The 25,338-nt window shown below is 64.0% G+C and carries 24 protein-coding genes and 1 pseudogene; 10 read left to right on the top strand and 15 right to left on the bottom strand.

The window, feature by feature from the left end; genetic code table 11:
• Positions 1–56 precede the first annotated feature (56 nt).
• The 5 genes from LG367_RS02465 to LG367_RS02445 form a co-directional block, all read right to left on the bottom strand.
• A complete protein-coding gene (locus LG367_RS02465) occupies positions 57–362 on the bottom strand; it encodes a hypothetical protein (protein ID WP_226467624.1) in 306 nt (101 codons plus the stop codon).
• Between the two features lie 51 nt (positions 363–413).
• Positions 414–1,223 (bottom strand): hypothetical protein, encoded by an 810-nt coding sequence (locus LG367_RS02460; RefSeq protein ID WP_226467623.1) that lies wholly within the window; start codon positions 1,221–1,223, stop codon positions 414–416.
• A 244-nt stretch (positions 1,224–1,467) separates the two neighbouring features.
• Positions 1,468–2,220 carry an energy transducer TonB gene (locus tag LG367_RS02455; RefSeq protein WP_226467622.1) on the bottom strand — a complete coding sequence of 251 codons (753 nt, stop codon included), beginning with the start codon at positions 2,218–2,220 and terminating at the stop codon, positions 1,468–1,470.
• A 116-nt stretch (positions 2,221–2,336) separates the two neighbouring features.
• A complete protein-coding gene (locus tag LG367_RS02450) occupies positions 2,337–3,248 on the bottom strand; it encodes an energy transducer TonB (protein WP_226467621.1) in 912 nt (303 codons plus the stop codon).
• Positions 3,249–3,279: 31 nt separating this feature from the next.
• Positions 3,280–4,137, bottom strand: coding sequence for an energy transducer TonB (locus LG367_RS02445; RefSeq protein WP_226467620.1), 858 nt, complete (start codon positions 4,135–4,137; stop codon positions 3,280–3,282).
• A 166-nt stretch (positions 4,138–4,303) separates the two neighbouring features.
• On the opposite strand from LG367_RS02445, the gene LG367_RS02440 reads away from it, so the two are divergent.
• Positions 4,304–6,109, top strand: coding sequence for a monovalent cation:proton antiporter-2 (CPA2) family protein (locus LG367_RS02440; protein WP_226467619.1), 1,806 nt, complete (start codon positions 4,304–4,306; stop codon positions 6,107–6,109).
• Between the two features lie 16 nt (positions 6,110–6,125).
• On the opposite strand, the gene LG367_RS02435 is transcribed toward LG367_RS02440, so the two are convergent.
• The 9 genes from LG367_RS02435 to LG367_RS02395 form a co-directional block, all read right to left on the bottom strand.
• Positions 6,126–6,494, bottom strand: a complete 369-nt coding sequence (locus tag LG367_RS02435) for a TfoX/Sxy family protein (protein WP_226467618.1) — start codon at positions 6,492–6,494, stop codon at positions 6,126–6,128.
• Between the two features lie 86 nt (positions 6,495–6,580).
• Entirely contained in the window at positions 6,581–6,727 is a 147-nt protein-coding gene (locus LG367_RS02430) for a hypothetical protein (RefSeq protein ID WP_226467617.1), read from the bottom strand.
• Positions 6,720–6,878: a hypothetical protein gene (locus tag LG367_RS02425; protein WP_226467616.1), complete on the bottom strand. Its 159-nt coding sequence runs from the start codon at positions 6,876–6,878 to the stop codon at positions 6,720–6,722. The genes LG367_RS02430 and LG367_RS02425 overlap by 8 nt, the downstream gene beginning before the upstream one ends.
• An 884-nt stretch (positions 6,879–7,762) precedes the next feature.
• On the bottom strand, positions 7,763–8,062 hold the full coding sequence (locus LG367_RS02420) for a hypothetical protein (RefSeq protein ID WP_226467615.1): 300 nt from the start codon (positions 8,060–8,062) through the stop codon (positions 7,763–7,765).
• Positions 8,063–8,235: 173 nt separating this feature from the next.
• Entirely contained in the window at positions 8,236–8,406 is a 171-nt protein-coding gene (locus tag LG367_RS02415) for a YegP family protein (protein WP_226467614.1), read from the bottom strand.
• Between the two features lie 134 nt (positions 8,407–8,540).
• The gene (locus tag LG367_RS02410) at positions 8,541–11,861 is read right to left on the bottom strand and encodes an ankyrin repeat domain-containing protein (protein WP_226467613.1); all 3,321 of its coding nucleotides are present in this window, start codon (positions 11,859–11,861) and stop codon (positions 8,541–8,543) included.
• On the bottom strand, positions 11,854–12,126 hold the full coding sequence (locus LG367_RS02405) for a YcgL domain-containing protein (RefSeq protein WP_226467612.1): 273 nt from the start codon (positions 12,124–12,126) through the stop codon (positions 11,854–11,856). The genes LG367_RS02410 and LG367_RS02405 overlap by 8 nt, the downstream gene beginning before the upstream one ends.
• A gap of 113 nt (positions 12,127–12,239) precedes the next feature.
• Positions 12,240–13,250 (bottom strand): cytochrome d ubiquinol oxidase subunit II, encoded by a 1,011-nt coding sequence (gene cydB, locus LG367_RS02400; protein ID WP_226467611.1) that lies wholly within the window; start codon positions 13,248–13,250, stop codon positions 12,240–12,242.
• Positions 13,247–14,665 (bottom strand): cytochrome ubiquinol oxidase subunit I, encoded by a 1,419-nt coding sequence (locus LG367_RS02395; RefSeq protein WP_226467610.1) that lies wholly within the window; start codon positions 14,663–14,665, stop codon positions 13,247–13,249. The genes cydB and LG367_RS02395 overlap by 4 nt, the downstream gene beginning before the upstream one ends.
• 141 nt (positions 14,666–14,806) lie before the next feature.
• Here LG367_RS02395 and LG367_RS02390 point away from each other — a divergent pair, with 141 nt between their 5' ends.
• The 9 genes and pseudogenes from LG367_RS02390 (at position 14,807) to hemF (ending at position 24,604) form a co-directional block, all read left to right on the top strand.
• Positions 14,807–15,376, top strand: a complete 570-nt coding sequence (locus tag LG367_RS02390) for an ECF-type sigma factor (RefSeq protein ID WP_226467609.1) — start codon at positions 14,807–14,809, stop codon at positions 15,374–15,376.
• Positions 15,373–18,258, top strand: coding sequence for a serine/threonine-protein kinase (locus LG367_RS02385; protein WP_226467608.1), 2,886 nt, complete (start codon positions 15,373–15,375; stop codon positions 18,256–18,258). The genes LG367_RS02390 and LG367_RS02385 overlap by 4 nt, the downstream gene beginning before the upstream one ends.
• A gap of 173 nt (positions 18,259–18,431) precedes the next feature.
• Complete coding sequence (locus tag LG367_RS02380; RefSeq protein ID WP_226467607.1) at positions 18,432–19,034, top strand: hypothetical protein; 603 nt, start codon at positions 18,432–18,434, stop codon at positions 19,032–19,034.
• Positions 18,946–19,131, top strand: a pseudogene (locus LG367_RS18730) (hypothetical protein); the annotation flags it as partial. The gene LG367_RS02380 and the pseudogene LG367_RS18730, both read left to right, overlap by 89 nt.
• 177 nt (positions 19,132–19,308) lie before the next feature.
• Positions 19,309–19,938, top strand: a complete 630-nt coding sequence (locus LG367_RS02370) for a YadA-like family protein (RefSeq protein ID WP_226467961.1) — start codon at positions 19,309–19,311, stop codon at positions 19,936–19,938.
• Positions 19,939–20,097: 159 nt separating this feature from the next.
• Complete coding sequence (locus LG367_RS02365) at positions 20,098–22,473, top strand: S9 family peptidase (RefSeq protein ID WP_226467606.1); 2,376 nt, start codon at positions 20,098–20,100, stop codon at positions 22,471–22,473.
• The gene (locus LG367_RS02360) at positions 22,470–23,087 is read left to right on the top strand and encodes a hypothetical protein (RefSeq protein WP_226467605.1); all 618 of its coding nucleotides are present in this window, start codon (positions 22,470–22,472) and stop codon (positions 23,085–23,087) included. The genes LG367_RS02365 and LG367_RS02360 overlap by 4 nt, the downstream gene beginning before the upstream one ends.
• Before the next feature lie 16 nt (positions 23,088–23,103).
• Positions 23,104–23,598, top strand: a complete 495-nt coding sequence (locus LG367_RS02355; RefSeq protein WP_226467604.1) for a hypothetical protein — start codon at positions 23,104–23,106, stop codon at positions 23,596–23,598.
• A 94-nt stretch (positions 23,599–23,692) separates the two neighbouring features.
• Positions 23,693–24,604, top strand: a complete 912-nt coding sequence (hemF, locus tag LG367_RS02350) for an oxygen-dependent coproporphyrinogen oxidase (protein WP_226467603.1) — start codon at positions 23,693–23,695, stop codon at positions 24,602–24,604.
• Positions 24,605–24,760: 156 nt separating this feature from the next.
• Here the strand turns inward: hemF and LG367_RS02345 are convergent, their stop codons facing one another.
• A complete protein-coding gene (locus LG367_RS02345; protein ID WP_226467602.1) occupies positions 24,761–25,237 on the bottom strand; it encodes a DUF421 domain-containing protein in 477 nt (158 codons plus the stop codon).
• Positions 25,238–25,338: the final 101 nt, after the last annotated feature.

The raw sequence follows: 25,338 nt of genomic DNA, 5'->3' as shown, positions 1-25,338 counted from the left end.
TCCGAAGCTGTAGCGATGGAGAGGCTTTTCTTGGCTGCTCTATACGAGCGCTTCAGTTAAAAATCCTGATAAATGTAGCTAATTGTGGTGTCTTCGGTATTGTTGCAAGTACCTACATATTGCACTCGCACCGGCAGTTTATTAACGGCTGCCGAGAGCAATTGAGCATACCAGGCCTTCCCAATTTCGCCGGTGAGCGCAAAAGACCAGTAATACGTTTGCTTGCAAGATCCTTCGATCCTGAAACTGACCTGGTCACTGCCATGCACATAAATTCTCGTCACCCTGCCAGTATCAGTTCCTGCATGCGCGGGAAATACCGCTGAGACCATAATGATCACCGCGAGAATTAAATTTCTCATCTAAGACACTCCTCATAATTGAGTTGAAACGACAGCAAATGACTTGTCGGGCTATCGAGTGATGTATGGAGTAATAATCGGCGTAATGTCCGGAGCGACAACAACAGGTGCGCTTTCAGCCGATGGCGCGCTGCAATCGCCGCTTGAGGGGCAAGCCATAACCGTATAGCGATATACGCCAGAGGCCATGTTGACCTCCGTCCAGCTGGTGCTTGGCCCATAGTAGATCATCGCCTGCCGCTCCCCGTACTGATCAATACGATCCAGACTGTAGGTTTCGGCATTTGCGACAGGAAGCCAGGAGATCGTATAGGTATGCCCAATTACTGGCGACGATGTCGGGGGCGACGGTGCAGGAGGCTTTGGAGGGCCGGGGTTAATTTCCACCGGGCCTGACCATGATTCACCAGAAAAATAATCATCCCCGGAGAACTGCGCCCTGAAGGTCAGAGGATTCTGACTCAAAGGAACCGTGTAATAAATGGAGATCAATGCTTCATTTGCGCCAAAATATGAGAAATCGGAGCACCCGGACCCGCCGCATGGGTTGAAGCTAAACAAAAATTCCGGCGGCGTATTCCATGAAGTGATCCTCACGCTTTCGACAACATTGTCGCCAAGATAAAATTTGACGTAGCCGCCAATATCCGTCTGCGGATAAATACACTCAACGGCAAAGAAATTCCCTGTGGATATGCTCGCAGTTAACTTTATTTGCTGTCCGGGACTTGGGTTTTGCGTGTCGGATAGCAGCACCGTGCTAGTCGAATATCTGGACTGCCTAGGCAGTTCCTTGCAACCACTAGCAATTGCGCCGCTTGAGTAGAACAACAACAGCAGAAGAAATATATGCTTGTACACAATACCTCCCTATCTTCGAAACCACGCCGGCAAGCTTGTATTTAACAAACCTGCCTTGTCCGGTTTCCTCATTCGTCCCCGTTTGGCAATTGTTGAAATGCCGACATCAGATGTTCATATGTATCTCTTGGCTGGTCAAAACGGCATGAACATTCCCGACGGTCGATTCAACGGCTTTTTAGACGACGCCCCGTCCTGTCGAGCGCATAGCCGCTGACATGTCTCCCGCTGCGATATCAATCGCTTAGCCCGGGCCCAGGAACTTCAACGGCGAATTGATCGCATACGACTCCAGGCCCGTCGCCGGCTGCCTGCCGGCGGCAGCGATGCATTCCGGGGACATCATTTTCTTCTCCTGCTCCTGTCGTCGCAGTACCTCGGGTGAGGGTGCCAGCCTGGACTCTGTAGAGGAGAAGGACACCGGCGTGCGCATCCGCGTGCTGATTGGCGCACCCGCTAGTTCTTCTGGCTTGAAGCGCAGCCGTGTCACCCACTCGCGCAGCGTGGGCGCGAAAATTCCCAACGCTTTCGCGCTGCCCGTGGTCTTCTTGATGTCTTCCAGCGTTGCCTTGCCGTCCTTGCCGACGGTGTATTCGACCAGGAATTCGGCTTTATTCTCGAGCAGGGCCTGGCGATTCTGGGTTGGGAACCTGGGCACCTCCTTGCCTAATGCCTCCGGCCCGTTGCTCCTGTAAGCCACCGACAGGTTCATGCCGCCATCGGCCGTCGGCATCGCGCAGGCGCCCAACTGCACGTAGGTGGTGCCCGTCACCGCCGCGCCATCCAGGCTGGGAGGTGCGAAGCGCCATGCGGACACTGCCCTTTCGATCTGCACCCGCACCAGTTCCGGCAATTCCGGAACCGCCTGCACCGCGGTCGGCGTGCCGGTGCTGTCCACGGTTATCTTCACGGTGGTGTCGAAAGCCACCGGTTCGGCGGCATTCGCGAGACCAATCGTCAATGCCAGGGCCAGGGCGGCCCACTTTCGCTTGTTCATATCGACCTCTCCTTGGTTCTTGCATCCTTCCCAAAGATGGAATGCGGGCACTCTCACGCCCCACCCTTCCTTTCCCGACCCACCCGCCATGACGATCCGATGTCGGCGCGTCGTTTTCAGCCCTGGTCCAGTGACGTCAGCAAGCGCGGAGTCCGACTGCTCAGGTCATAAACCTGATTCGCGAGCAGGGCATCCGGGGCGCCCAGATCTTCCGCCACCCATGGCGCCCGCATCCTCGGACCGGGAATGTAGGTTTCCCATTTTCCGTATCCGTCCTTGTCCTTGGCCTCTTCCGGGTTCGAAGACAGGTGGTAGCTGATGGGCATCCGCAACGTCGGCAGCTCGGCGTGCGCGCCCTCGCCCTTCGTCGGAACCTTGAACGTCCAGCCGCGGGCAGCCTCCAGCGCACTCTGCGCGAGCATGCCCCGCGCCTTGTTCATTTCGTTCTCGGTGCCGAGCACGGTGAGGTTGACCTGTTCGGCGAACGCATCACGCACCTTGCCCTGCCTGTCGATGCGCAGCACCACATACACGGTTCCCTGGATATTCATGCGAACCGCCGCGGGTGGATATTTCGGTGGCGAGAACAGTGTTGCCGTGATCCTTTCGTCGGCCGGCTGCAGTTTGTCCCGGAAGTTGGCGGCGCGGATCCGCAGCGAATAGCTGTCCGCATCCGGGTTTTTCCTGGCCGTGAGCAACAGGCTCATTTCGAACTGCCTGTCGGTCGACGGCTCTGCCTCCTGCGGCATCTGGAAGCGCCAATTCGGCACGTTGTCAGCAATCAGCTTCCTGATTCCGGGCGAAAGCCGTTCGGACTTGTCCAGCGCATAGTCGTGCACGCTGCCGTCGGGAGCGATGTGAATCGTTCCGGTGACCTGCGTGCTGGACTCGGCCAACTTGCGCATCGCGAGCCGAGTGCCGCCCGCCATCACAACGCTCGCCAGTACCATCAGGCAGACACCGAACCATAATCTTTTCATTTCCCGAAACTCCTCACCCTTCTCCAGATCCCGCAGGATCACGTTCATACCGTGTGCTCGTGTTCCGCAGAAGCGGAAATCACCCCTGCCCGAGCGGCGTCAAAAGCCGCGGGCCGGCACCGATCATGTAGATATCGCCGTCAGCCAGGGCATCCGGACTGGAAGCGTTGCCGTCCTCGCCCGTATCCCAGGGAATTCCCTGTCTCGGGCCCGGGATATAGGCTTGCCACCGGCCGTATTTCTGCGTCCGGTCTTCGCCCTCCAGGGAGTAGTCAACGGGCACGCGGATCGACCAGGACTCTTGCTTGGCATTCTCGCCCTTGGTCGGCGGCACGAAGGTCCATGCCTTCGCGGCGTCCAGCGCAGCGCGGGAAAGATGGTTGCGGCCCAGTTCCATCTGCTTCGGCGTACCGGCCGTCCGCAGGTTGACCTGCTCGACCACGACATCCTCGACGGCGCCCTGCCGATCTACGCGCAATACCAGATACACCGTTCCCTTGAAGCCATTCATCACCGCCCACTTCGGATACTTCGGCGGCTTCATCTCCTTCACGGTGAGGTCCACGCCAGGCACCTGTTCTCCCGTGCCGAAATTGGCGGCGTCGATCGTGGCGTCGAAGCGATCATCGTCGACACGCTTGGCTACGACGTGCAAGCTCATCTTGGCGCGCGCCGAAACCGCCTTGCCATCGACCAGGATCGGCTCGAAGCGCCACTTCGGCACGTTCTTGGCGATCAACTCCCGAACGCCACCGGGCAGTTTTTCCGGCTGATCGACCACGTAGGCACTGACATGGCCGTCCGGCTCGATGTCGACCGAACCGGTGACCAGCAGACTCAATTCCATCTGCTGCAACACTTCCTTGCGGCTGACGCCGGCAACGGCCATGAACGCCATGAACAACAGGCAAAGCCCCCACCACCGATTCCTGGTCATTCCTTCCCCCGATTCCGATACTCACACCATGCGCTCGAGCACCATCTTGGCAGGATTTTCAGCATGAGGGCGCATCGCCCGACTCCCCGTTCCCGGGCAGGACGACAGCCCGGCGGTCACCTCGGCCCCCTTGCGCGGACAGGCATAATCCCCGGCGGAGGTGCGCATGCACGGTAGTGGTCTGGAACTGGCGTTGGTATTCCTGCTGGCCGGCGTGGTCGCCGTGCCGGTGTTCAAGCGTTTCGGTCTCGGCGCGGTGCTGGCCTATCTGGCCGCGGGCGTGGTGCTGGGGCCGGATGGGATCGGCGTGGTCAGCGATACCGCGCGCATCCTCAACGCCTCCGAGATCGGCGTGGTGATGCTGCTGTTCGTGATCGGCCTGGAACTGTCGATGCCGCGGCTGCGGGTGATGCGCAAGCCGGTGTTCTATTCGGGCGGCCTGCAGGTGGTGCTCACGGCGGCGGTGCTGGGCGCGATCGCGCTGGCCAGCGGCCAGCACTGGAAGCCGGCGCTGGTGATCGGCATGGGCCTGGCGCTGTCCTCGACCGCGGTGGGCCTGCAACTGCTCGGCGAACGCAAGGAACTGTCCGCCGATTACGGACGGCTGGCCTTCGCGATCCTGCTGTTCCAGGACCTCGTCGCGATCCCGCTGCTGGCCGCGATCCCACTGCTCGGCGGCGCCAATGCCGAGACGCTCACCTGGGATGTGGCCGGCAAGGCGATCGGCGCTCTGATCCTGGTGGTGATCGGCGGACGTTATCTGCTGCGCTGGGTGTTCCGCGTGGTCGCGCGCACGCGCATGCCGGAAGTGTTCACGGCCACGGCGCTGTTCGCGGTATTGGGGTCGGCCTGGTTCATGCAGGAAGCCGGCCTGAGCGCCGGCCTGGGCGCCTTCATCGCCGGCGTGCTGCTGGCCGATTCGGAGTTCCGCCACGAACTGGAATCGCAGATCCAGCCGTTCGAGGGCCTGCTGCTCGGCCTGTTCTTCATCGCCGTCGGCATGGGCATCGATCTGGACCGCATCATCCAGGAGCCGCAGCTGATCGCCGGCGGCGTGCTGGCGTTGCTGATCGTGAAGTTCGCGATCCTGTTCCTGGTCGGCAAGCTGTGGCCTGGACGCCTGCCGGGGCGCAGCGCGCTCATGCTCGGCGGCGTGCTGTGGCTGGGCGGTGAGTTCGCCTTCGTGGTGTTCCGCGAAGCGCTGCGCGTCGGCCTGCTCGACAATGCGGTGCACGATCGGTTGGTGGCGATCGTCGGCGTGTCGATGGCGCTGACACCGCTGCTGCTGATCGGCCTGACGCGCTTGCTGAAGGATTTTCCGGGACGGCGCGAGGAGAAACCCAAGCGCGAGTTCGACAAGATCGAGATCGAACGGCCGAAGGTGTTGATCGCCGGCATGGGCCGCTTCGGCCAGATCGTCGCGCGCTTGCTGGTGGCACAGCGCATTCCGATCGTGGCGCTGGAAAACGACCTGGAAACCATCGACACGCTGCGCAGCTTCGGCGTGGAGCTGTACTACGGCGATCCGACGCGTCCCGACCTGCTCCGCGCCGCCGGCGGCGACCGCATCAAGGTGTTCGTAATGGCGATCGACGATGCCGACACCAACACCAAGGCCGTGCGGCTGGTCCGGCGCATGTATCCCAACGCCAAGGTGTTCGCGCGTGCGCGCGACCGTCGTCATGCGTGGCGGCTGATGGACCTCGGGGCGACGGTCTTCCGCGAGATGTTCGGTTCCAGTCTCGAGATGGGCGAGCAGGTGATGACGGCACTGGGCATGTCCCCGGAAATGGCCGCCGATCACGTGCAGCGCTTCCGCGTCCACGACGAGAAGGTGCTGCGGGACCAGCACCTGGTCTACGACGACGATGAAGCGCTGCGACAGACCGGCCGCGAAGCACGGGCCGAGCTGATGCAGCTGTTCGAGGCGGATACGGAGAACCCGCCCACGCAGCAGGAAACGGCCAAATAGCCCCCGGACGGCGGGTTCAGCCCTCCTGCTTGCGGCGACCTCGCGTGCGCGCATGCGAGGTCGCCTGTACCACGGCGATCGCGCATTTGGCGAATTCGGCCAGCCGTTCGCGATCATCGAGAACTTCTGCCGGCACTTCGAAGAATTTCGTCTCGACGAGGCGCGATTTCGTGCGGTACGAGAAGCGTCGGCTCCCGAACGCGACGTACTCTTGGCGCGAGGCTTCATCGGTGGCGAAGTAGAGCGTGCCGTCCATGATCATGGCGAACATCGCCGTGCCGGCCTTGATGCCGGTGCCACCGAAGAAATCCGCTGCGCTCAGATCGGGCAGCGCCGAGAGCTGTTCAAAGACAAACCGCAGGAATTCATTGTCATTCGTGCGCATTGTGATTCTCGCTTGAAATCAAGCAATCCTTCCGCCCCTCTCCCACAAGCGGGAGAGGGGTCGTTGGAAGTTCTCCGTGCGATGTCTCAGCCGGCTTGATCCCGCAGGAACCGCACCATCGACACACCTGTCTGCATCAGCGCAAACTGCGCGGCGACATCGACGAAGCCGCGCGGGTCCTGCGCGTCGAGCTCGACTTCCTCGTCGAGCACATGATCGCAAGAATCAATCATCCACCTCGCCACAGATGAAGCGACCCTCCGCGTAACGCAGTCCCATACCGCAGTAGTCGCGATGCCGATACGCGAGCATCTCGCCGGCTTCCAGCAGCTGAGCCTCTTTTGTGGCGAGTTCCGCACCTACGGCGGCGTCCGATCGGTTCATGGGCGGGTGGCTAACGCTTGAATTGAGCCACACTGCGGAGCGATGTCGGTTTGAACGGATTGTTAGCCATCAACACGAACTCCGCATCCCTCGGTTGGGAGCTTAACTTTGATTATTGGAGGTGTTGGCCCGGAGCATTGCGTGGAAACAGCTTTAACGGCTCGCCTCATGTAAGGAGAAAACCGCTCAATCTCGGTACATGTATGTGGACTACCGACCCTAGACGTGTAAATGTCGTATCCGCCTTGCCGTGCATGGAGCCCCATGTAGATACTTCCGGCCTGCACCGTCACATCTTGCGTGTTCTCGACATCGCCTGTGTTCAGACCTTCTGCGTGTAACGCCTGTATCGCGCAATCCATCCCTTTGGTTGTTGAACTGTCAATTGCCACGTTTATTTTGGAAATTGGATCGCATCCGGCGCACCCACTTGCCAGGAGAAGCATCAAAAGAGTACGGGGCGTTTTCATTGATGGGTAACGCCTGAATTAAGTCCGAGCCGCCAAGTGGCTTCATCTTGAATTAATTGTTAGGCGCACTCACCGGAGAGTTCAACGAGTTGGCCTACCGATAGCTTGGCGGAGTCTGTCGACAACGCTAACTGGAAAGCAAAGACTGTAAAATCTAAAGCGCCATCAGCCCTTAATGATCTCGGCTGTGACAGAAGGCACTTGATTGGAACGCCTCCAAGGCCGGGACTCTCGGGAAGAGAAAACTCCTCATACGTCATTTGTCGAGCAATAACATAACCCATGCCTCGCAGCACTGACATATACTCAATCCGGAACTGCATAGGCTTCATTGGGCACCTAACATCTGAGTTAAATCGCGCCGTGAAGTGGCAGCCGACCACCCGGGCTGCCGATTATCGATCACTTGCCGTTTCAGTAGTCTTTTTTTTGAGGCAGCGGCTCGGATGGAAGACCAAGCAACATCCGCTCCCCGATACGCTCCTCGGCTTCACCGTACTCCCATGACTGCTTGCGCGTTCGTTTACCGGTTGCAGGTTTTTCCGCATTGGCCTCGCGCACAACATCCATTGCTCTCTCTTTGACGCGTTTTTGCTTAGCCGCATCTACCGCATACGCGAAATAGCAAAGGAGTGCCAAGACACCGAGCCCGACAATCCACGAATGGAAGCATGGGCCATGCGTCGTACGACGCCAGTGGCGCGGGATCGCCATGCCCCGTCAAGTTCGATCGTTATCTTCATCGAAGTTCGATGCTTATTTGCCGCCTAACACCTGAAGTAATCCGAGTCACGAGGCACTTTGGTTTGAATGAATTGTTAATACTGAGCATAGCGCGACTGAAGAAAGAGGGGCGAGCCAGCGCCCGCCCAAAAAATAGGTGAGGCCTACTCTTTGACTGGGGTGGAATACCCGGTGGATTTAACCAGGTTGATCCCGGCCTCCGCGTCCGACTTATTGTGATAACCCTCGCCAGAATCGGCGATCTTCCTGTTGTTAGCGGAGTACAACGTCCAGCGCCAATAGCCGCCAGTATCCTTATAAAGTTTGAAGTACATGAGCGTGGCTCAGCATGCGTCGGATTGACGCATGGTTACAGAACCGCATTTTTGTCTCATTAACTGAGAAAGCTGGGCTCTAACACTTACGGAACTACCTACCCTCGCACACTTACGGAGGAGAACGGTTCAAATCACCCCGCCTGATCCCTCAGAAACCGCGCCATTGACACCCCCGTCTGCATCGGCGCGAACTGCGCGGCGACGTCGACGAAGCCGCGCATCACTGCGATCTCGCGCGGCGGGCGGTTGAGGGCGTCGCGCAGATCCGGATTGCAACCGGCGCGCAGCAGGCGCTGGGTGACGCGCAGCAGACCGTGCAACGCGGCCAGATGCAGCGGGCCGAAGCCGCGCGGGTCCTGCGCGTCGAGCAGGACTTCCTCGTCGAGCAGATGGTCGAGCGCCGACATCACCACATCTTCGTCGCAGGCGGTGCCGGGCTCGGCGCGCGCACCGAGCAGCAGCAGCAGCGGCGTGACACCGCCCGCGGCGGCGGCATCGGGTTCGGCGCCGGCCAGCAGCAGCGTGTCGAACAGGGCGAGCAGGCGCGGACGATCGCGCGCGGTGAAGCCGTACAGCGCGGCGCAGTGCAGCGGCGTCAGGCCTTGCGCGTCGACGGCGTGGATGTCGGCGCCATGCGTGAGCAGGCGCGCGCACAGATCGGGCAGACCGAATGCGGCCGCCAGCATCAGCACGGTGACTTCGCCCGGCAAACGCTGTTCGAGTTGCGCGCCGGCCTTGATCAGGCGTTCGACGATCTCGCCCTGGCGCATGCTCACCGCCGCCGACAACGGCGTGGCGCCGGTCTTCGCGGCCTGCCGCGGATCGGCGCCGCGTGCGAGCAGCAGATCGACGACCGCGCCATGACCGCCGCCGGCCGCACGCAGCAGCGCGGTGCAGCCCTGCACGTCGGGCGTATCCACGGCGAAGCCGAGATCGAGCAGGCGGCGCACGGCATCGGCGTCGCCGACGATCGCCGCCGACGGCAGATCGGTGTCGCGCAGCGCGCGCTTGGGCAGCGGCCAGCCGCGCCAGTCGAGCCAGTCGGACAGTTCGCGATGACCGCCGGAGAGCGCGACGCCGAGCGGCGTCTGTCCGTCGGCGGCGCGCATGTCGGGCGAGGCGCCGTGCGAGATCAGGATCTTTAGCGCCGGCTCGCGCGCCAGGGCAGCGCACAGGTGCAGCGCGGTCATGCCGTGGGCATCGCGCGCGTCGAGGTCGACGCCGTGCGCGACGAGACGTTCGAGCAAGCGCGACCAGCCCAGACGCACCGCCAGCGACAGCGGCGGGCTGCCGGTCTTCGAGACCGTATGCGGATCGGCACCGCGTTCGAGCAGTTCTAGCGCGAATTGCTCCAGCCCGCGACCGGCCTGATCGCCGGCGGCGCAGGCATCGAGGAAGCGCGCGAGTCCACCGCTGCCGGCCGGAGAAGCGCCGGCACGCAGCAACACCTGCAATGCCGGCACCGCGGCCGGTCCCTGCGCGAGCAGCGTGAACGCCGGCGTGTCGCCATGCGCATCGCGCGCCTCGGGATCGGCGCCCTGCGCAAGCAACCATTCGATGCGCGGAATCGACAACGGCGCCTCGGCATCGACAAGCAGGCCGCCGAGTTCGGTTGGCGACAGCAGCGACAACAAGCGTTCGTGACCTTCGAAGCGCTGCTCGCGCAAGGCGTCGCGCAGCAGCGAGAGTGGCGCGCGATCCGGCGGTGACCGGCCGGTCAACAGCTCGTCACCGGCTTCGGCGGCGACCGCCGAGGGTAGCGGATAGTCGGGATCGAGCACCGCCACCAGCGTCCAGCGGCCGGCGCTCGCGGCATGGTCGATGGCGCGCTTGCCGTCGGCATCGGTGCGCGTGGCATCGGCACCGAGTTCGAGCAGGCGCCGCACCAGCGACGAGGACACGATCTCGGCGCGGCTGGCCAGCTGCAACGCATCGTGTTGTTCGTTGTCGAGCGCATGGATGTCGGCGCGTGCCGCCACCAAGGCCTCGAACGTGGACAGGCGCCCGCCGCGCGCGGCTTCGAGCAGCGGTGTGCGTCCGGCCGCATCGCGCGCCTGCACGTCGGCGCCGGCGTCGATCAGGGCCGCGGCGATCTCGGCATGGCCGGCGAAGGCGGCCTCGTGCAGGGCGCTGCGGCCGTCGCGGCTGCGCACGTTCACCTTGGCCTTGTTCTTCAGCAGCAGGGTGACGCCGGCGCAGTCGTCCTCGTCGCCGCCTGATGCGGCGAGCAAAGCCGGCGTGGCGTCTTCCGGCTCGGGATAGGCGCCGCGCTCCAGAAGGAAACGCGCCAGCCGCCAGTTGCCGGCCGCGCAGGCGACGCCGAGCGGCGTCAGGCCGTCGTTGTTCAGCGCCGTCATCTCCGCCGCGGCATCGCGCAACAGCGCCGCCACGCCGGGATCGGAACTGCGCGCGGCATGGTGCAGCGGCGTGTTGCCGTCGGCATCGCGCGCGCGCGGATCGGCGCCGTTGGCGAGCAGGGTCATCACCGCCTCGGGGCGGCCGTGCCAGCTGTCGCGGGTGGCGGCCAGCAGCGGCGTCATGCCGGCATGCGCGGCGTTGAGATCGACGCCCTGCGCGATCAAGCCGCGCAGCAGGCGCAGGTCCGGCAGCACCGCCGCCAGCACCGGCAGGTTGCGCTGGTCGCGCTCGTCCGTGGGCGGGAGCGCGAAGGCATCGGCGCCGGCATCGAGCAGTTCGAGCGCGCGATCGACGCGGCCTCGGCGCGCGGCATCGAACAGGAGTGTGGTTGGATCGCCGTCGATTTCCGGCGCGGCCGCGGCGATGACGCCGGGCATCTCGATCACGGGCAACGACAGCGCCGCCGGTGCCGCGAAGCGCTGCAAGGCGCCATGCAGCAGTGGCCAGGCGATCGCGGCGAGCACAGCCAGGCCCCAGCGCGCGCCCTGCGGCAGCAAGTCCGGCCAGGCCAGCACCAGCACCAGCGTCAGCACCACCGCCACGCACGCCGCGGCCGCGACACCCTGCCAGCCGCTGGCATCGCTTTCGCCGAACTGGTGCCAACGTTGCGCCAGGCTGCCGCCTTCACGCTCCACGGCCCGCCACAGTGGCCAGGTCCGCCACAGGCCGACCACGCCGAGACCGACCACGGCGCTCAGCCCGAGCACGGCACCCAGGCTGCCGCTCTCGCGCAGCGCCGTCAGCGGCCACACCACCAAGGCGGCGGTCGCCAGCAGCGTCCCGCCCCACAACAGGCCCAATGCCAACAGATCCTGGCGCAGCGCCACGGTATCGAGCGTTTTCTTGGCGTCTTCACGCGCCTCGCCGCGCCACCAGCGCAGCGCCAGCGCCAGCACCGGTTGCGCCAGCCACCCGCCCAGCACCGCCAGCACGCCGCCGAATCCGGTCAGCAACGCCAGTCCCACGCCCAATGCGAGCGCGATCATCGATCGCCGGTTCGGGCGCGATGGCGTCGGACGCGATGGTTCAGGCATCGGTCCCCCAATCCTCCGTTATCGGGTCCTGCCCGAGCGTCGGCGGGAACTGCAGATGGAACCCACGACTGGCGAGATTGGCCCGCACCGCCGCAGCATCCTCGCGCGCCAGCTTGCGATCCGGCGTCAGCGCCACATCCAGCACGAAGCTCAACGGCCCCAGCTGGCTGCGCAGGGGTTCGGGCAGCACCGCGAAATCATCGCGGGCGGCGAGATAGACGTAAGTATCGGCCTTGCGCTGGCTCTTGTAGACGTAGGCGTGCATGCAGCCGGAACGGGCTCTCGGAAGCTTCGGAAACAACGGCCGAAGCTTACCTTCTTTTGCGATTCCGATCGCCGATTTTCACGGTTTTTCCGCTGGCGTATTGAAAACGCTGGCTAGTGGTATCCCGCATCCGCCGCGATCTTTCCCCTGAACACCGAGTACGACCAGTAGGTGTAGCCAAGGATCGCCGGCAGCAGCACGACCAGCCCCACCAGCACGAACGCCTGCGACGATGGCGGCGAGGCCGCCTGCCAGATCGTCAGCACCGGCGGCACCAGATACGGCCAGATGCCGAGCACGAGACCGGCGAAGCCGAGCGCGAAGAAACTCAGCGTCAGCATGAACGGCCGGGCGTCGCGATCCCGATGCATCGCCGCGCGCCACAGCCAGAACGCATTCGCCAGCACCAGCAGCGGGATGGGCGAGAGCCACCAGAAATTCCCACCCTCGAACCAGCGCGCCATGATCCGCGAGTCGAGGAACGGCAGCCACGCGCTCACCAACCCCATGAAGGCCACCACCACCAGCACCAGCGGCCGGGCCAGGGTGCGCGCCACCTGCTGCATCGCGCCCTCGGTCTTCAGGATCAGCCAGGTCGAGCCGAGCAACGCGTAGCCGAACACCACCGCCACGCCGGTCAGCATCGAGAACGGGCTGAACCAGCCGAACGCGCCGCCGATGTACTTGCCGTCGGCCAGCGGCATGCCCTCGACGATCGCGCCCAGGATCACCCCCTGCGCGAATGCCGCGAACAACGACCCGAGCGCGAACGCCGCGCCCCACCAGCGCTTGGCGCGATGCGCCTTGAAGCGGAATTCGAACGCGACGCCGCGGAACACCAGCGCGATCAGCATCAGCAGCACCGGCAGGTACAGCGCCGACAGGATCAGCGCATACGCCTTCGGAAACGCCGCCAGCAATCCCGCACCGCCCAGCACCAGCCAGGTCTCGTTGCCGTCCCAGATCGGCGCGGCGGTGTTCATCATGTGGTCGAGCTGCTTCTCGTCCTCGGCGAACGGCGCCAGGATGCCGAGGCCCAGCACGAAACCATCGAGCAGCACGTACATCAGCACGCCGAAGCCGATCACGCAGAACCAGAGGATGGGCAGCCAGTGCTCGATCATGTCTGTCCCTCCCAGGGTTCATCCGCCACCGACAACGGACGTGCAGGCCGCTTGTCCTTGCCCTCCTCCATCGCCGGAAGATCGAACGGCTGCGGCCCCTTGCGGATCAGCTTGAACAGATACCAGACACCCGCACCGAATACGGCCAGATACACCGTGACGAAGACGAGCAGTGAAGCCAGCACGCTGCCGGCGGCGAGTGTCGGACTCACCGCATCGGCCGTGCGCAACAATCCATACACCACATACGGCTGCCGCCCGATCTCCGCCACATACCAGCCGGCGAGGATGGCGATGAAGCCGGACAACGTCATCGCACGCCATCCGACCAGCACCCAGCGCGTGGTGAACAACCGCTTGCGCCACCACATCCACAACGACAGCAGCATCAGCGCCAGCATCGCCACGCCCAGCCCCACCATCACCCGGAACGCATAGAACACCGGCTTCACCGGCGGCCGCTGATCGCGCGGCACCGAGGTCAGCGGCGGAATCTCGCCATTCATGGAGTGCGTGAGGATCAAGCTGCCCAGCCGCGGAATCGCGATCTCGTGATCGTTGCGTTCCCGCGCCTCGTTCGGCACCGCGAACAACACCAGCGGCACGCCTTCTCCCTCGCCCTCGCTCTTCCAGTGCGCCTCCATGGCCGCGACCTTGATCGGCTGATGCTCGAGCGCGTTCAAGCCATGCTGATCGCCGGCGAAGATCTGCAACGGCACCGTGATCGCCGCGAACACCACCGCCAGCCTCAGCATCCGCTTCGCCGCATCGGCGTGCTCGCCGCGATGCAGATAACGCGCGCTGACACCTCCGATCACGAAACAGGTGGTGAGGAACGCGGCCAGCACCATGTGCGCCAGCCGGTATGGGAACGAAGGATTGAAGACGATCCGCCACCAGTCATCCGGTTCAAAAATACCGATACCGTCGGCACCGTCGACCAGGGTGTAACCGGCCGGCGTCTGCATCCAGCTGTTGGCCGAGATGATCCAGAACGTGGAGATCAGCGTGCCCAGCGCCACCATGCATGTGGCGAGGAAATGCAGTCTCTCCGGCACGCGCCGCATGCCGAACAGCATCACGCCGAGGAACGTCGCTTCCAGGAAGAACGCGGTGAGCACCTCGTACGACAGCAGCGGACCGAGGATGTTGCCCGCCCGTTCCGACAGCACCGACCAGTTGGTGCCGAACTGGAAACTCATCACGATGCCCGACACCACACCCATGCCGAACGAGACCGCGAAGACCTTCAGCCAGAACGCATACAGATCGAGCCAGACGCGATCGCGTGTGCGCAGCCAGCGGAATTCCAGGAAGGCCAGCCAGCTCGCCAGCCCGATGGTGAAGGCCGGAAACAGGATGTGGCACGAAATCACGAAGCCGAACTGGATCCGCGACAACAGGAGCGTGTCCACGGGCGTTCTCCGCAGCGCGGGGCAGCGCTGGTTAAGATAGTGTGCTCCGTATCATGGATTGCGTAAATGTGACGTTTTGTCCATGTCTTGAGCGCATAATCGGCGCGGATGTGGCCAAGACTCGCTCCGGGGAGGGAGACGATGTTCGATACCACTTCCGCTGCCAGCACGCTCGTGCCCGTCGCCCAGCGGAACGATCCGGACTATCGCGCACGCTTCGAACAGCTGTACCAGCAGCTGCGGGTGCTCGCACGCCGCGAATTGTCCGGCCGCCGCTCCCGCGCCACGCTCTCCACCACGCTGCTGGTGCACGAGACCTATCTCAAACTCGCCGGCAACACCGTCGACGCCAGTGATCGCGGCGCCTTCCTCGCCTTGGCCGCCAAGGCGATGCGCTGCGTGCTGGTCGACCACGTGCGCGCCGCGGCCGCGCACAAGCGCGGCGGCGATCGCGTGCGCGTGACCCTGGCCACGGACATCCCCATGGCCGCCGAGAACGATCGCGTCGACATCCTCGCCATCGAGCAAGGGCTCGCCGCGCTGGAACAACTCGATCCGCGCCTGGTCACGGTCGTCGAATACCACTTCTACGGCGGCATGGAATTCGCCGAGATCGCCGCGCACCTCGGCCTCACCGAACGCACCGTGCATCGTGATTGGCGCAAGGCGCGTGCTTTTCTGCTCGCGCATCTGGACGATACCGAGCGATGAGCGTCTCGGTCGATCCGGAACGCTGGCGCCGCCTGTCGGCGTTGTTCGACCATGCCATCGAATTGCCTCCAGAATCGCGCGCGCAATGGCTGCAGGAAGTCTGCGCCGACGATCGCGATCTGCGCGCGGACCTGGAACGCATGCTGGCCGCCGATGCCAGCACCAATGCGTTCGATCAGGGCATCGCAGACATCCTGTCGCGCGATGTCGGCAAGTTTGACCTTGGCAAGTCTCTCGCCGATGACGAGGAAGGCGTCCTAGGCGATCACGCCGGGCCCTGGCTGCTGGAGCGCGTGCTCGGCCGCGGCGGCATGGGCACCGTGTACGCGGCACGCCGCGACGATGGCGACACGTTGCAACGCGCCGCGCTCAAGCGACTGCATCGACGCTGGGACGGCAGCCTGCAGGCGCAGCGCTTCCTGCAGGAGCGGCGCATCCTGGCCGCGCTGTCCCATCCGAATATTCCGCGGCTGCTCGACCACGGCCTCGATGCCGAAAGCCGTCCCTGGTTCGCGCTCGAATACGTCGACGGCGGCAATCTCGTCGACTGGGCCGACGCGCACCGGCTCGGCCTGCACGCGCGCATCGAACTGTTCCGCGCGGTCTGCGCCGCCGTGCAGCACGCACACGAACATTTCGTCGTGCATCGCGATCTCAAGCCGGCCAACATCCTGGTCGACGAGGAAGGCCATCCCAAGGTGCTCGACTTCGGCGTCGCCAAGCGCATCGACGACACGCCAGGCACCACCCGCACCGGGGTGTTCGCCGGCTTCACGCCCGAATACGCCGCGCCCGAACAGATCACCGGCGGCACCATCAGCGCCGCCACCGACGTCTACGCGCTCGGCGTGATCCTCTATCAACTGCTCGCGGGCCAACTGCCCTATCGCGTCGACCAGGACGATCTGCGCGCCACCGCCGAGACGATCACCTCGCGCACCGCCGATCGCATGGACAAGGCGCTGGTCACCGGCGATCCGGAAGACGTTCGCGCCCGCATCGCGCAGCGCGACACCAGCCCCACCGCGTTCCGCCGCTTCGTGCGCGGCGATCTCACCCGCATCGTGCAGACCGCGCTGGCCAAGGAGCCGCCGCGCCGCTATGCCAGCGTGGCGGCGTTCTCCACGGATTTGCGGCGCTTTCTGGAAGGCCGCACCGTCTCGGTCGGTGGCGACACGTTCGCCTACCACGCAAGCAAGTTCGTGCGCAGGAACCGGGTCGCGACCGCCGTGGTCGCCGTGTTCGCGCTGGCGTTGGCCGGCAGCGCGTTCTACGCGTTCCAGCGCGCGCATGCCGAACACCAGCAACGGGAGCGCGCCGAGACCACGCTGGCGTTCATGCGCGACATCTTCGCCGCCAACGCACCCGACAACACCGACGGCGCCAAGCTCACCGCGATGCAGTTGCTCGATCGCGCCGGCGAACGCATCGACGGCTATTTCCCGAACGATCCCATCGCCAAGGCACAACTGCTCGGCGAACTCGGCGATGTCTATCAAAACCTGACCCTGCACGACAAATCCATCCCGCATCTCGATCGCGCCGTCGCGCTGCTGCGCACCGCGCATGCCGATCACGGCGAACTCTACGCCGGGCGCATCGAGGCGCTGGGCTCCGCCTATCTGGAGACCTATCAGTACGATCGCGCGTTGCGCCTGGTCGATCGCGAACGCCCGCGCCTGCGTGGCGTCGTCCTGCACGGTGAACCGGCCGATGCGATCCTGCTGTCGCAGCGCGCGTGGGCGCTGTCGGAGATCGGACGCACGGAAGAGGCGGAACGCGATCTGCACACCGCGATCTCGCTCTACGAACAGGCCGCCGCCACCGGCACCGCCAGCTATGCGCTGCTGTACAACAATCTGGGGCATCTGCAACTCGGCACCGGCCGTCCGCGCGAAGCCCTCGCCAATTTCCAGAAGTCGTACACGCTGGTGCGTCAGTCCCCCGACGCCAACAAATTGCAGCGCCTAGTCAGCCGCTTCAACGTCGGCCTCGCCTATTCCCGCCTGGGCGATTACGCCCATGCCATTCCGATCCTCGAAGAAGTGGTGCCGCAACAGGAGAAGCTGGTCGGCTTCGCATCCAACCGCACCATGATCGCGCGCAGCCAGCTGGCGCAGGCCTATTCCGGCAACGGCGAGTACGACAGGGCGTTGGCCGTGATCGAACGCAACCTGCAAGCCGTGGCGGCCAGTGGCATCCAGAACCCGCGCGATCGCATCGAGATCGGCCTGGTCAAGGCGAAGATCCTCAACTATGCGCTGCGCAGCGCCGAAGCTGCGCCGCTGGCACGCGAAGCCGCGAACTACCTGCGCGACCATCCGATGGAACCTTCCTTCGAACGCGGCCGCATGCAGTGGATCATCGGCGAGACCTGGTTGCAGAACGGTGACTGTGCCGCCGCCGAACCCGCGCTCAAGACTGCTCTCTCCGATGCACTGGCCACCAGCGACAATCCGGCCAACGCCAATGCCGCCGAAGCGCTCGACAGCCTCGGGCGCTGCCGCCTGCTGGCGCACGACCTTACCGGCGCGAGCGATTACTTCGAACGCGCAGTCGCGGCGATGACCACCGCGCTTGGCGCCACGCATCCGCGCACGCTGCGTTGCAAGCTGCATCGCGCTTGGGCGCGCATGCTCGCCACGCCCGATTTCGCGATCCTGCACGGCATGCGTGCCGATCGCGATGCGCTGGCGAAAGCGATCGGCTCGGAGGACAAGCCCATGATCTGGCAGGCCGATCTGCTGATCGATTCGCTGGCGCGTGATGCCGACGCGGCATCGGGCATTTCCACCACTCGTCTTTCCCGTGCGCGCGATGGCCTGATCACGCTCGGCGGCAGCCAATCGCCCCGATACATGGGGCTGAACAGTTTCTCCTGACCGATTCGTAAACGGTTGTCGGCATCTCGATTCGCATTGTCATCGGCATCATCCTTAAACAAGGATAAATCGAGAAATTCGAACGGCGCATCTTTGAAGATTATCCAGGCATAGAGTTGTGCACGACCGGGATGTTTCCATTCGCGGCACTCAACTTTCCTCGGGGGGAACTCATGTGCTCGACTATCCATTCCGATCGCCGATCCGGCGGTCGGCCTGCTTTTGTCGCGTCCTCTGTCGCAATTCTGCTGCTGATCATGTCTGGCTCCACCTGGACCCAGGTCATCTGCCCTGACGGTGGCAGCATCTATCGAGGCAATATGCATGGCGAAGCAAACTCCACCTGTACCGGCACCTCGAGTACTTATGGTGAATGGAATGCCGCCATCTACGCCAACAGCAATGCCGTAAGCGCGTGGAATATTAGTGGCGGCAACATGAGCAATGCATATGGGAGCTACAACTTCGCCGAAGCGGACAGCAGCAGCGCCTTCGGTGTCATCAACAGGGCAGCAGGTATTGCCAGCAATGCCTTTGGCGCCGGCAACACTGCCTACGAGGACAACAGTAACGCGTTCGGAAGGTTCAACAGGTCTTTCGGCAGCGAAAGCAATGCTTTTGGTTCCGTAAACCAAGCCCGCGGCTTCAACAGCAACGCTTTTGGCAGCAACAATTTCGCGGGCGGCGATTACAGCAGCGCTTTCGGTACCGACAATTTTTCTCTCGGGCCTACAGCGGTGCTTTCGGCGTTGGAAGCCTTGCCACGGAAAATATAGCAATGCCTTCGGCTACAACAGCTCTGCCTTTGGCGAAGGCGCCCTGGCTCTTGGCCATGGAAGCACAGCCAGGGGAGACAATAATGTCGCTCTAGGCGCATTCTCCATCAGTGACAGCCGAATCAACACGGTCGCTGTGGGCTCCGCGTCGATGAGGCGGCAGATCATCAATGTCGAAGCGGCGACGCAAGGGATCGACGCCGTCAATCTTTTTCAAATGGAACCCATGGCATTGGCTCTAGGCGGCAACGCCCATTTCGCAGAGGGCGTATTCATGGCTCCTGCCTACTCCATCCGAGGTATCGACTATCACAACGTCGGCGACGCCTTCTTCGCCGTCGATCAACGCCTGAGCGCTCTCTCCACGCGCCTAGACGATGCGGTGTTCTACGATCCGCCCAGCGGTGGCGAGGTTCCGCTCGAAGACGGCGAGCAGGTCATCCTGAAGGGACAGGACGGCACGCGCATCACCAACCTCGCAGACGGTGTCGAAGCCAGCGACGCGGTCAACAAAGGCCAAATGGATACCGGCGATGCCGAAACCCTGCAATCGGCCAAGGAATACACCGACACCACGGCCACCAAGACCCTGGCGTCGGCCAAGGAGTACACGGATCAGGCATTGGCTGGCTTCCGCACCGACATCGACGATCGCTTCCGGCAGATGGACAAGCGCATCGACAAGATGGCGGCGATGAGCGGCGCCTATGCCGGCATGGCGATGAACACCGCGGGCCTGGCGGGACACAATCGCGTGGGGGTCGGCGTCGGCGGTCAGGGCAGCGAGAAGGCGATGGCCGTGGGTTACCAGCGCGCCATCGGTGATCGCGCCAGTGTGTCGATCGGCGCCGCCTTCGGTGGTGGCGAGAAGAGCCTGATGGGAGGCGCCGGTTTCAGCTGGTGATGGCATCCACGATCCGGCGCGCGAATGCGAGATCGCGCGCCAAGTCGTCAGAACTGTTTGCGGATTGGAAGAATTCGGCCGGCCAGCATGACCACCGGCCGGTCCGGGCACGCGAAACGGCTGCTACCCTGCGGTTTTTCCGCTCGCGAGCCCGTCCCGATGCTTCGTTCGTCCGCTTTCTCCACGGCCCTGCTGCTGGCCCTCTCGTCAGCGGCCGCGCCTGCGCAGCCGCTGACCATGACCCAGATCATGGCCGATCCCGACTGGATCGGCCCGCCGGTCGAGCAGGCCTGGTGGTCGTGGGACGGCAAGCAGGCGTACTACCTGCTCAAGCGCGACGGCGGCAGCATCCGCGACACGTATGCGCAGCGCGTGGACGGTGGCGCGGCGGCACGGTTGGATGGCGCAGCGCTCGCCGATATCGACGGCGCGCAGCAGGTGATCGATGCCACGGGCACGCGCATGGCCTTCCAGCGCAACGACGACATCTTCGTGCGCGATCTGAAAACCGGCGCGCTCACCCAGCTCACCCGCAGCGACGCCAAGGAATCACGTCCGCAATGGTCGAGCTCCGGCGCATTGGTGTGGCGCTCTGACGAGAACTGGTTCCGCTGGACGGCGCGCGACGGCATCACGCAGGCATCCAATCTCAAGGCCGAGGACGATCCGGCGAAGCCATCGGCAAATGAACTCTCAGACGAGCTGCGCGCGCGCCAGCTGCGCTACATCGCCACGTTGCGCGACGACAAGGCGCGCAAGGACGCGGCGCGCGAGCAGGATCTGCAATGGCGCAAGGCCGATCCGAGCCGCGCGGCCGCCGCGGTCTATTTCGGCAAGGACGTCGCGATCGTCGACAGCGTGCTGTCGCCGGAAGGGCGCTGGCTGATCGCGGTGACGCAACCCAAGGACACCGACGAAGGCCAGAAGAGCAAGCTGCCGAAGTACGTGACCGAATCCGGTTACGAGGAAACCGAGGAAGCGCGCACCCGCGTCGGCCGCAATCCGCCGCCGCCGCAGAAGGCGTGGCTGGTGGACATCGCCAATGCGTCCGCGCGCGAACTCAAGTTCGACTCCCTGCCGGGCATCCAGGACGACCCGCTCGCCGATCTGCGCAAGGCCGCCGGCAAACCGACGCTGCAAGGCAATCGCGACCTTTATCTCACCAGCGAGGAGGTCGACGGCAGCAACACCATCCGCTGGAGCAGTGACGGCCGCCACGTCGCGCTGATGCTGCGCTCGGTGGACAACAAGGATCGCTGGATCGCCGAGGTCGATCTGGCCAATGCGACGCTGCAATCGCGCCATCGCCTGCATGATGCGGCCTGGATCGGCTGGGACTACAACGATTTCGGGTGGACGCCGGATAACAAGCTGTGGCTGCAATCAGAGCAGTCGGGCTATTCGCATCTCTATGTTGCCGACGGCGGCAAGGGGCGCGCGCTCACATCGGGCCGTTGGGAAGTGTCGGCGCCGAGCCTTTCGCCGGATGGCCGCACGTTCTTCTTCCTCTGCAATCGCAAGGCGCCGGGGGATTACGAAGTGTGCTCGGTGCCCGCCACCGGCGGCGAGGTGCGCGAGCTCACTTCGCTCGACGGCGTGGAAAGCTTCGCGCTTTCTCCCAGCGGCAACCAGTTGCTGATCCGGCACTCGGCCAGCTACGTTCCCATCCAGCTGGCCGTGGTCGATGCGAACGGTGGCACGGCGCGCGAACTCACCGATACGCGCAAGCCCGCCTTCAAGGCCATCGACTGGATTCCGCCGCAGATCGTGCAGGTGCCGTCCAAGCATGGCGCCGGGACGATCTGGGGCAAGTTCTACGGCCCGAAGCAGCTGGAAGCCGGCAAGAAGTATCCAGTCGTGATGTTCGTGCACGGCGCCGGCTATCTGCAGAACGTCAGCGCGCGCTATCCGAACTACTTCCGCGAGCAGATGTTCCACAACCTGCTGGTCCAGCAGGGTTACATCGTGCTCGATCTCGATTACCGCGCCAGCCAGGGCTACGGTCGCGACTGGCGCACCGCAATCTATCGCAACATGGGTCACCCGGAGCTGGAGGATTATCTCGACGGTCTCGAATGGCTGATCGCCGAGAAACAAGGCGACCGCGATCGCGCCGGCATCTACGGTGGCAGCTACGGCGGCTTCATGACCTTCATGGCGCTGTTCCGCGCGCCCGGCGTCTTCAAGGCCGGCGCGGCGCTGCGCCCGGTCACCGACTGGTCGCAGTACAACCACGGCTACACGTCGGCCATCCTCAACACCCCGGACATCGACCCGGAGGCGTACAAGCTTTCCTCACCCATGGAATTCGCCGACGGCTTGCAGGATCATCTGTTGATCTGCCACGGCATGCTCGACGACAACGTCTTCTTCCGCGACTCGGTGATGCTGACGCAGAAGCTGATCGAATTGCGCAAGGACAAGTGGGAAATCGCGCCCTACCCGCTGGAACGTCACAGCTTCGTGCATCCGGACAGCTGGTATGACGAATACCGCCGCATCGACGAGCTGTTCGAACGGACTCTCAAACAATGAACACACCCGCCATCCCGCCGCCACTGCCGCCCGTGCCACGCTCTTCGTTCGTGAACGCGACGGCCTGGATCACCCTCTGCCTCGCCGGCCTGGGCCTGCTCATGCTGGCGCTACAGGCGGTGATGTTCCTGGCCGCCGGCCGCGCGGGCTTGTTCTCCAAGATGCAGGAGCAGCTCGCGCTCGATCCGCAGGCATCGGCGTTCTTGTCGATGGCGCTGGAATGGCTGCCCTGGCTGGCGGTGCTGTTCGTCGTGCAGAACCTGCTCTTCGTGACGGCGTCGGTCGGATTGCTCAAGCGCCGGGAATGGGGGCGCAAATTGTTCATCGCCTTGCTCGCGCTGCTCATCGTCTGGCAGATCGTCATGATTCCGTTGCAGTGGTCGATGATGGACCACTTCCAGGGATTGATGATGATGGGACAGGAAGTCCGGCCAGAGATGCAGGCCATGATGCAAGCGCAGATGGAAGCGACGTCGATCATCTCCCGGTTGTTCAGCGCCGCATTCGGTCTGGTCTTCGCCGCCCTGTTCGCCTGGCTGATATGGAAGCTGCGTTCGCCGCGAGTGCGCGCGGAATTCGCCGCGCACCTCGAGTCTTCCGGCACGCAGTTCTGATCGCGGAAACGTCATCATGAGCGACGACGCGCCCGGCCCCGGCAAGACATTGACCTTGCGGCTGTCGAAAGGACGCTGGCTGCTGATGCTGGCCGCCTCGGCGGCACTCGCGTACGGCAGCTTCCGCCTGCTGCCGGAGCACTTCTGGATCGGCACCCTCGGCGGCGCGTTCTTCGCGTTGTGCGCGCTGGTTGCGCTCCTCAATCTGCTGCCCGGCGCGAGCCATCTGCGCCTGGATGCGGAAGGATTCGAGATGCGCTCGCTGTTCCGCTCGCATCGCGTCGCCTGGCGCGAAGTCGCGAGCTTCGGCGTCATCCAGGTCATGGTGAACCGCATGGTCGGCTGGAATTTCACCGCCGGCCACAGCGGGCACGGGCACCTGCGCAAGCTCAACGCCGGCCTGTCCGGGTTCGAGGCGGCATTGCCGGACACCTACGGCCGCACCGCGCAGGCGCTGGCCGATCTCATGAACGCCTGGCGGGCGTGGGCCCTGCAAGCGCGCGGCGACTGACTTCGTTCGCCGATGCGAACCCAACTCCGAGCGCCCTCGGGGCTAGGACAAAACGTCACCTGGGATCGAATCGGCGGTGCCCTACAATGGCGGCATGAACGATTTCGATCGCGTCCACGCTTACCTGGCCGACCTGCAGGACCGCATCTGCAAGGCGATTGAAGGCGCCGATGGCGCCGCGCGTTTCAAGGAAGATCTTTGGTCACGCCCGGAAGGCGGCGGCGGACGCACGCGCATCCTGCGCGACGGCGCGGTCTTCGAGCAGGCCGGGATCGGGTTTTCCGACGTTTCCGGCACCAAGCTGCCGCCGACGGCGACCGCCGCGCGGCCGGAGCTGGCGGGCGCTTCGTGGCGCGCGGTCGGTGTCTCGCTGGTGTTCCATCCGCGCAATCCGCATCTGCCGACCACGCATGCCAACGTGCGCCACTTCCGCGCCCAGCGCGATGGCGAGACCGTGGCCTGGTGGTTCGGCGGCGGTTTCGACCTCACGCCGTTCTATCCGGTCGACGAGGACGTGCTGCACTGGCATCGCACCGCGCAGGCACTGTGCGCGCCGTTCGGCGAGGACCGCTACGACGCCCACAAGCGCTGGTGCGACGAGTATTTCTTCCTCAAGCATCGCGGCGAGACGCGCGGCGTCGGCGGCCTGTTCTTCGATGACCTGAACCAGGACTTCGAACGCGACTTCGCCTACCAGCGCGCCGTCGGCGACGGCTTCCTCGACGCCTACCTGCCGATCGTCGAACGCCGCCGCGACACACCCTACGGCGAGCGCGAGCGCGATTTCCAGCTGTACCGGCGCGGACGTTACGTCGAATTCAACCTGGTCTGGGATCGCGGCACCTTGTTCGGTCTGCAGAGTGGCGGCCGCACCGAATCGATCCTGATGAGCCTGCCGCCGCTGGTGCGCTGGGAGTACGGCTTCATACCCGAGGCAGGCAGCGCCGAAGCACGCCTGCAGGAGTATCTGCGGCCGCGCGATTGGTTGGGGGAATTGGCCTCGTAATTCGTTCGTCCCCAACTGCACAGCAGGCTCCTCTTTATCAAGATGGCCTCCGCACTCCCTGGCGTTGCGCAATGACTTCGGAGCGTCCTGCCCGGCCGCCCGCGACCGGACGCTCGCAAGGGCTGCGCGGCAATACCGCGCAAAGCATGCCCTTACTCACCCATCCCTTTGCGTAATGCTGATGTGGCCGTTGGTCTCCAGCAGCGCCAGCTTGATCAATGCGACGTCGGAACACCCCGCCTCGCGCATCGCCTCGTGGAAATCGGCCTTGCTGACCAGCTCATGCCTGAGCACGTCGTGGAACACGCGGCCATCCTGCGCCACCACCACCGGCTCGCCCTCGACGATGCGCCGCGCCACCGCGCTGCGTGCCGTCAGCCACGCCACCGCGTAATTGAGCGCGATCAGGCATCCGGCCAGCACCACGGCGCCCGTGAGTGAATTGTCCCCACCGTTGAGCCCGTTCTGCACCGCGTTGCCGATCAGGATCAGCAGCACCAGATCGAACGGCGTGAACTGCCCCACCGCGCGCTTGCCCGAAATCCGGATCAGCAGCATCACCACGAAATAGATCGCCACCGCCCGCAGCACGAAGTGCCACCACGGCGCCGAAAGCGCAAACAGATCGGACATGGCATTCACTCCCCAAGAAAACGCTGATTGTGTGTCGCTTTTTGTGGAAAGTCCGGCCATGGATGGCCGGGCTCTTGCGGAGGGATCCGCATACGCGCGCG

The sequence above is a fragment of the Luteimonas panaciterrae genome (assembly GCF_020511115.1).
GTDB lineage: Bacteria > Pseudomonadota > Gammaproteobacteria > Xanthomonadales > Xanthomonadaceae > Luteimonas > Luteimonas panaciterrae.
Note: the sequence above shows the minus strand (reverse complement) of the source record. Positions and strands in the feature narration are given on the sequence as shown.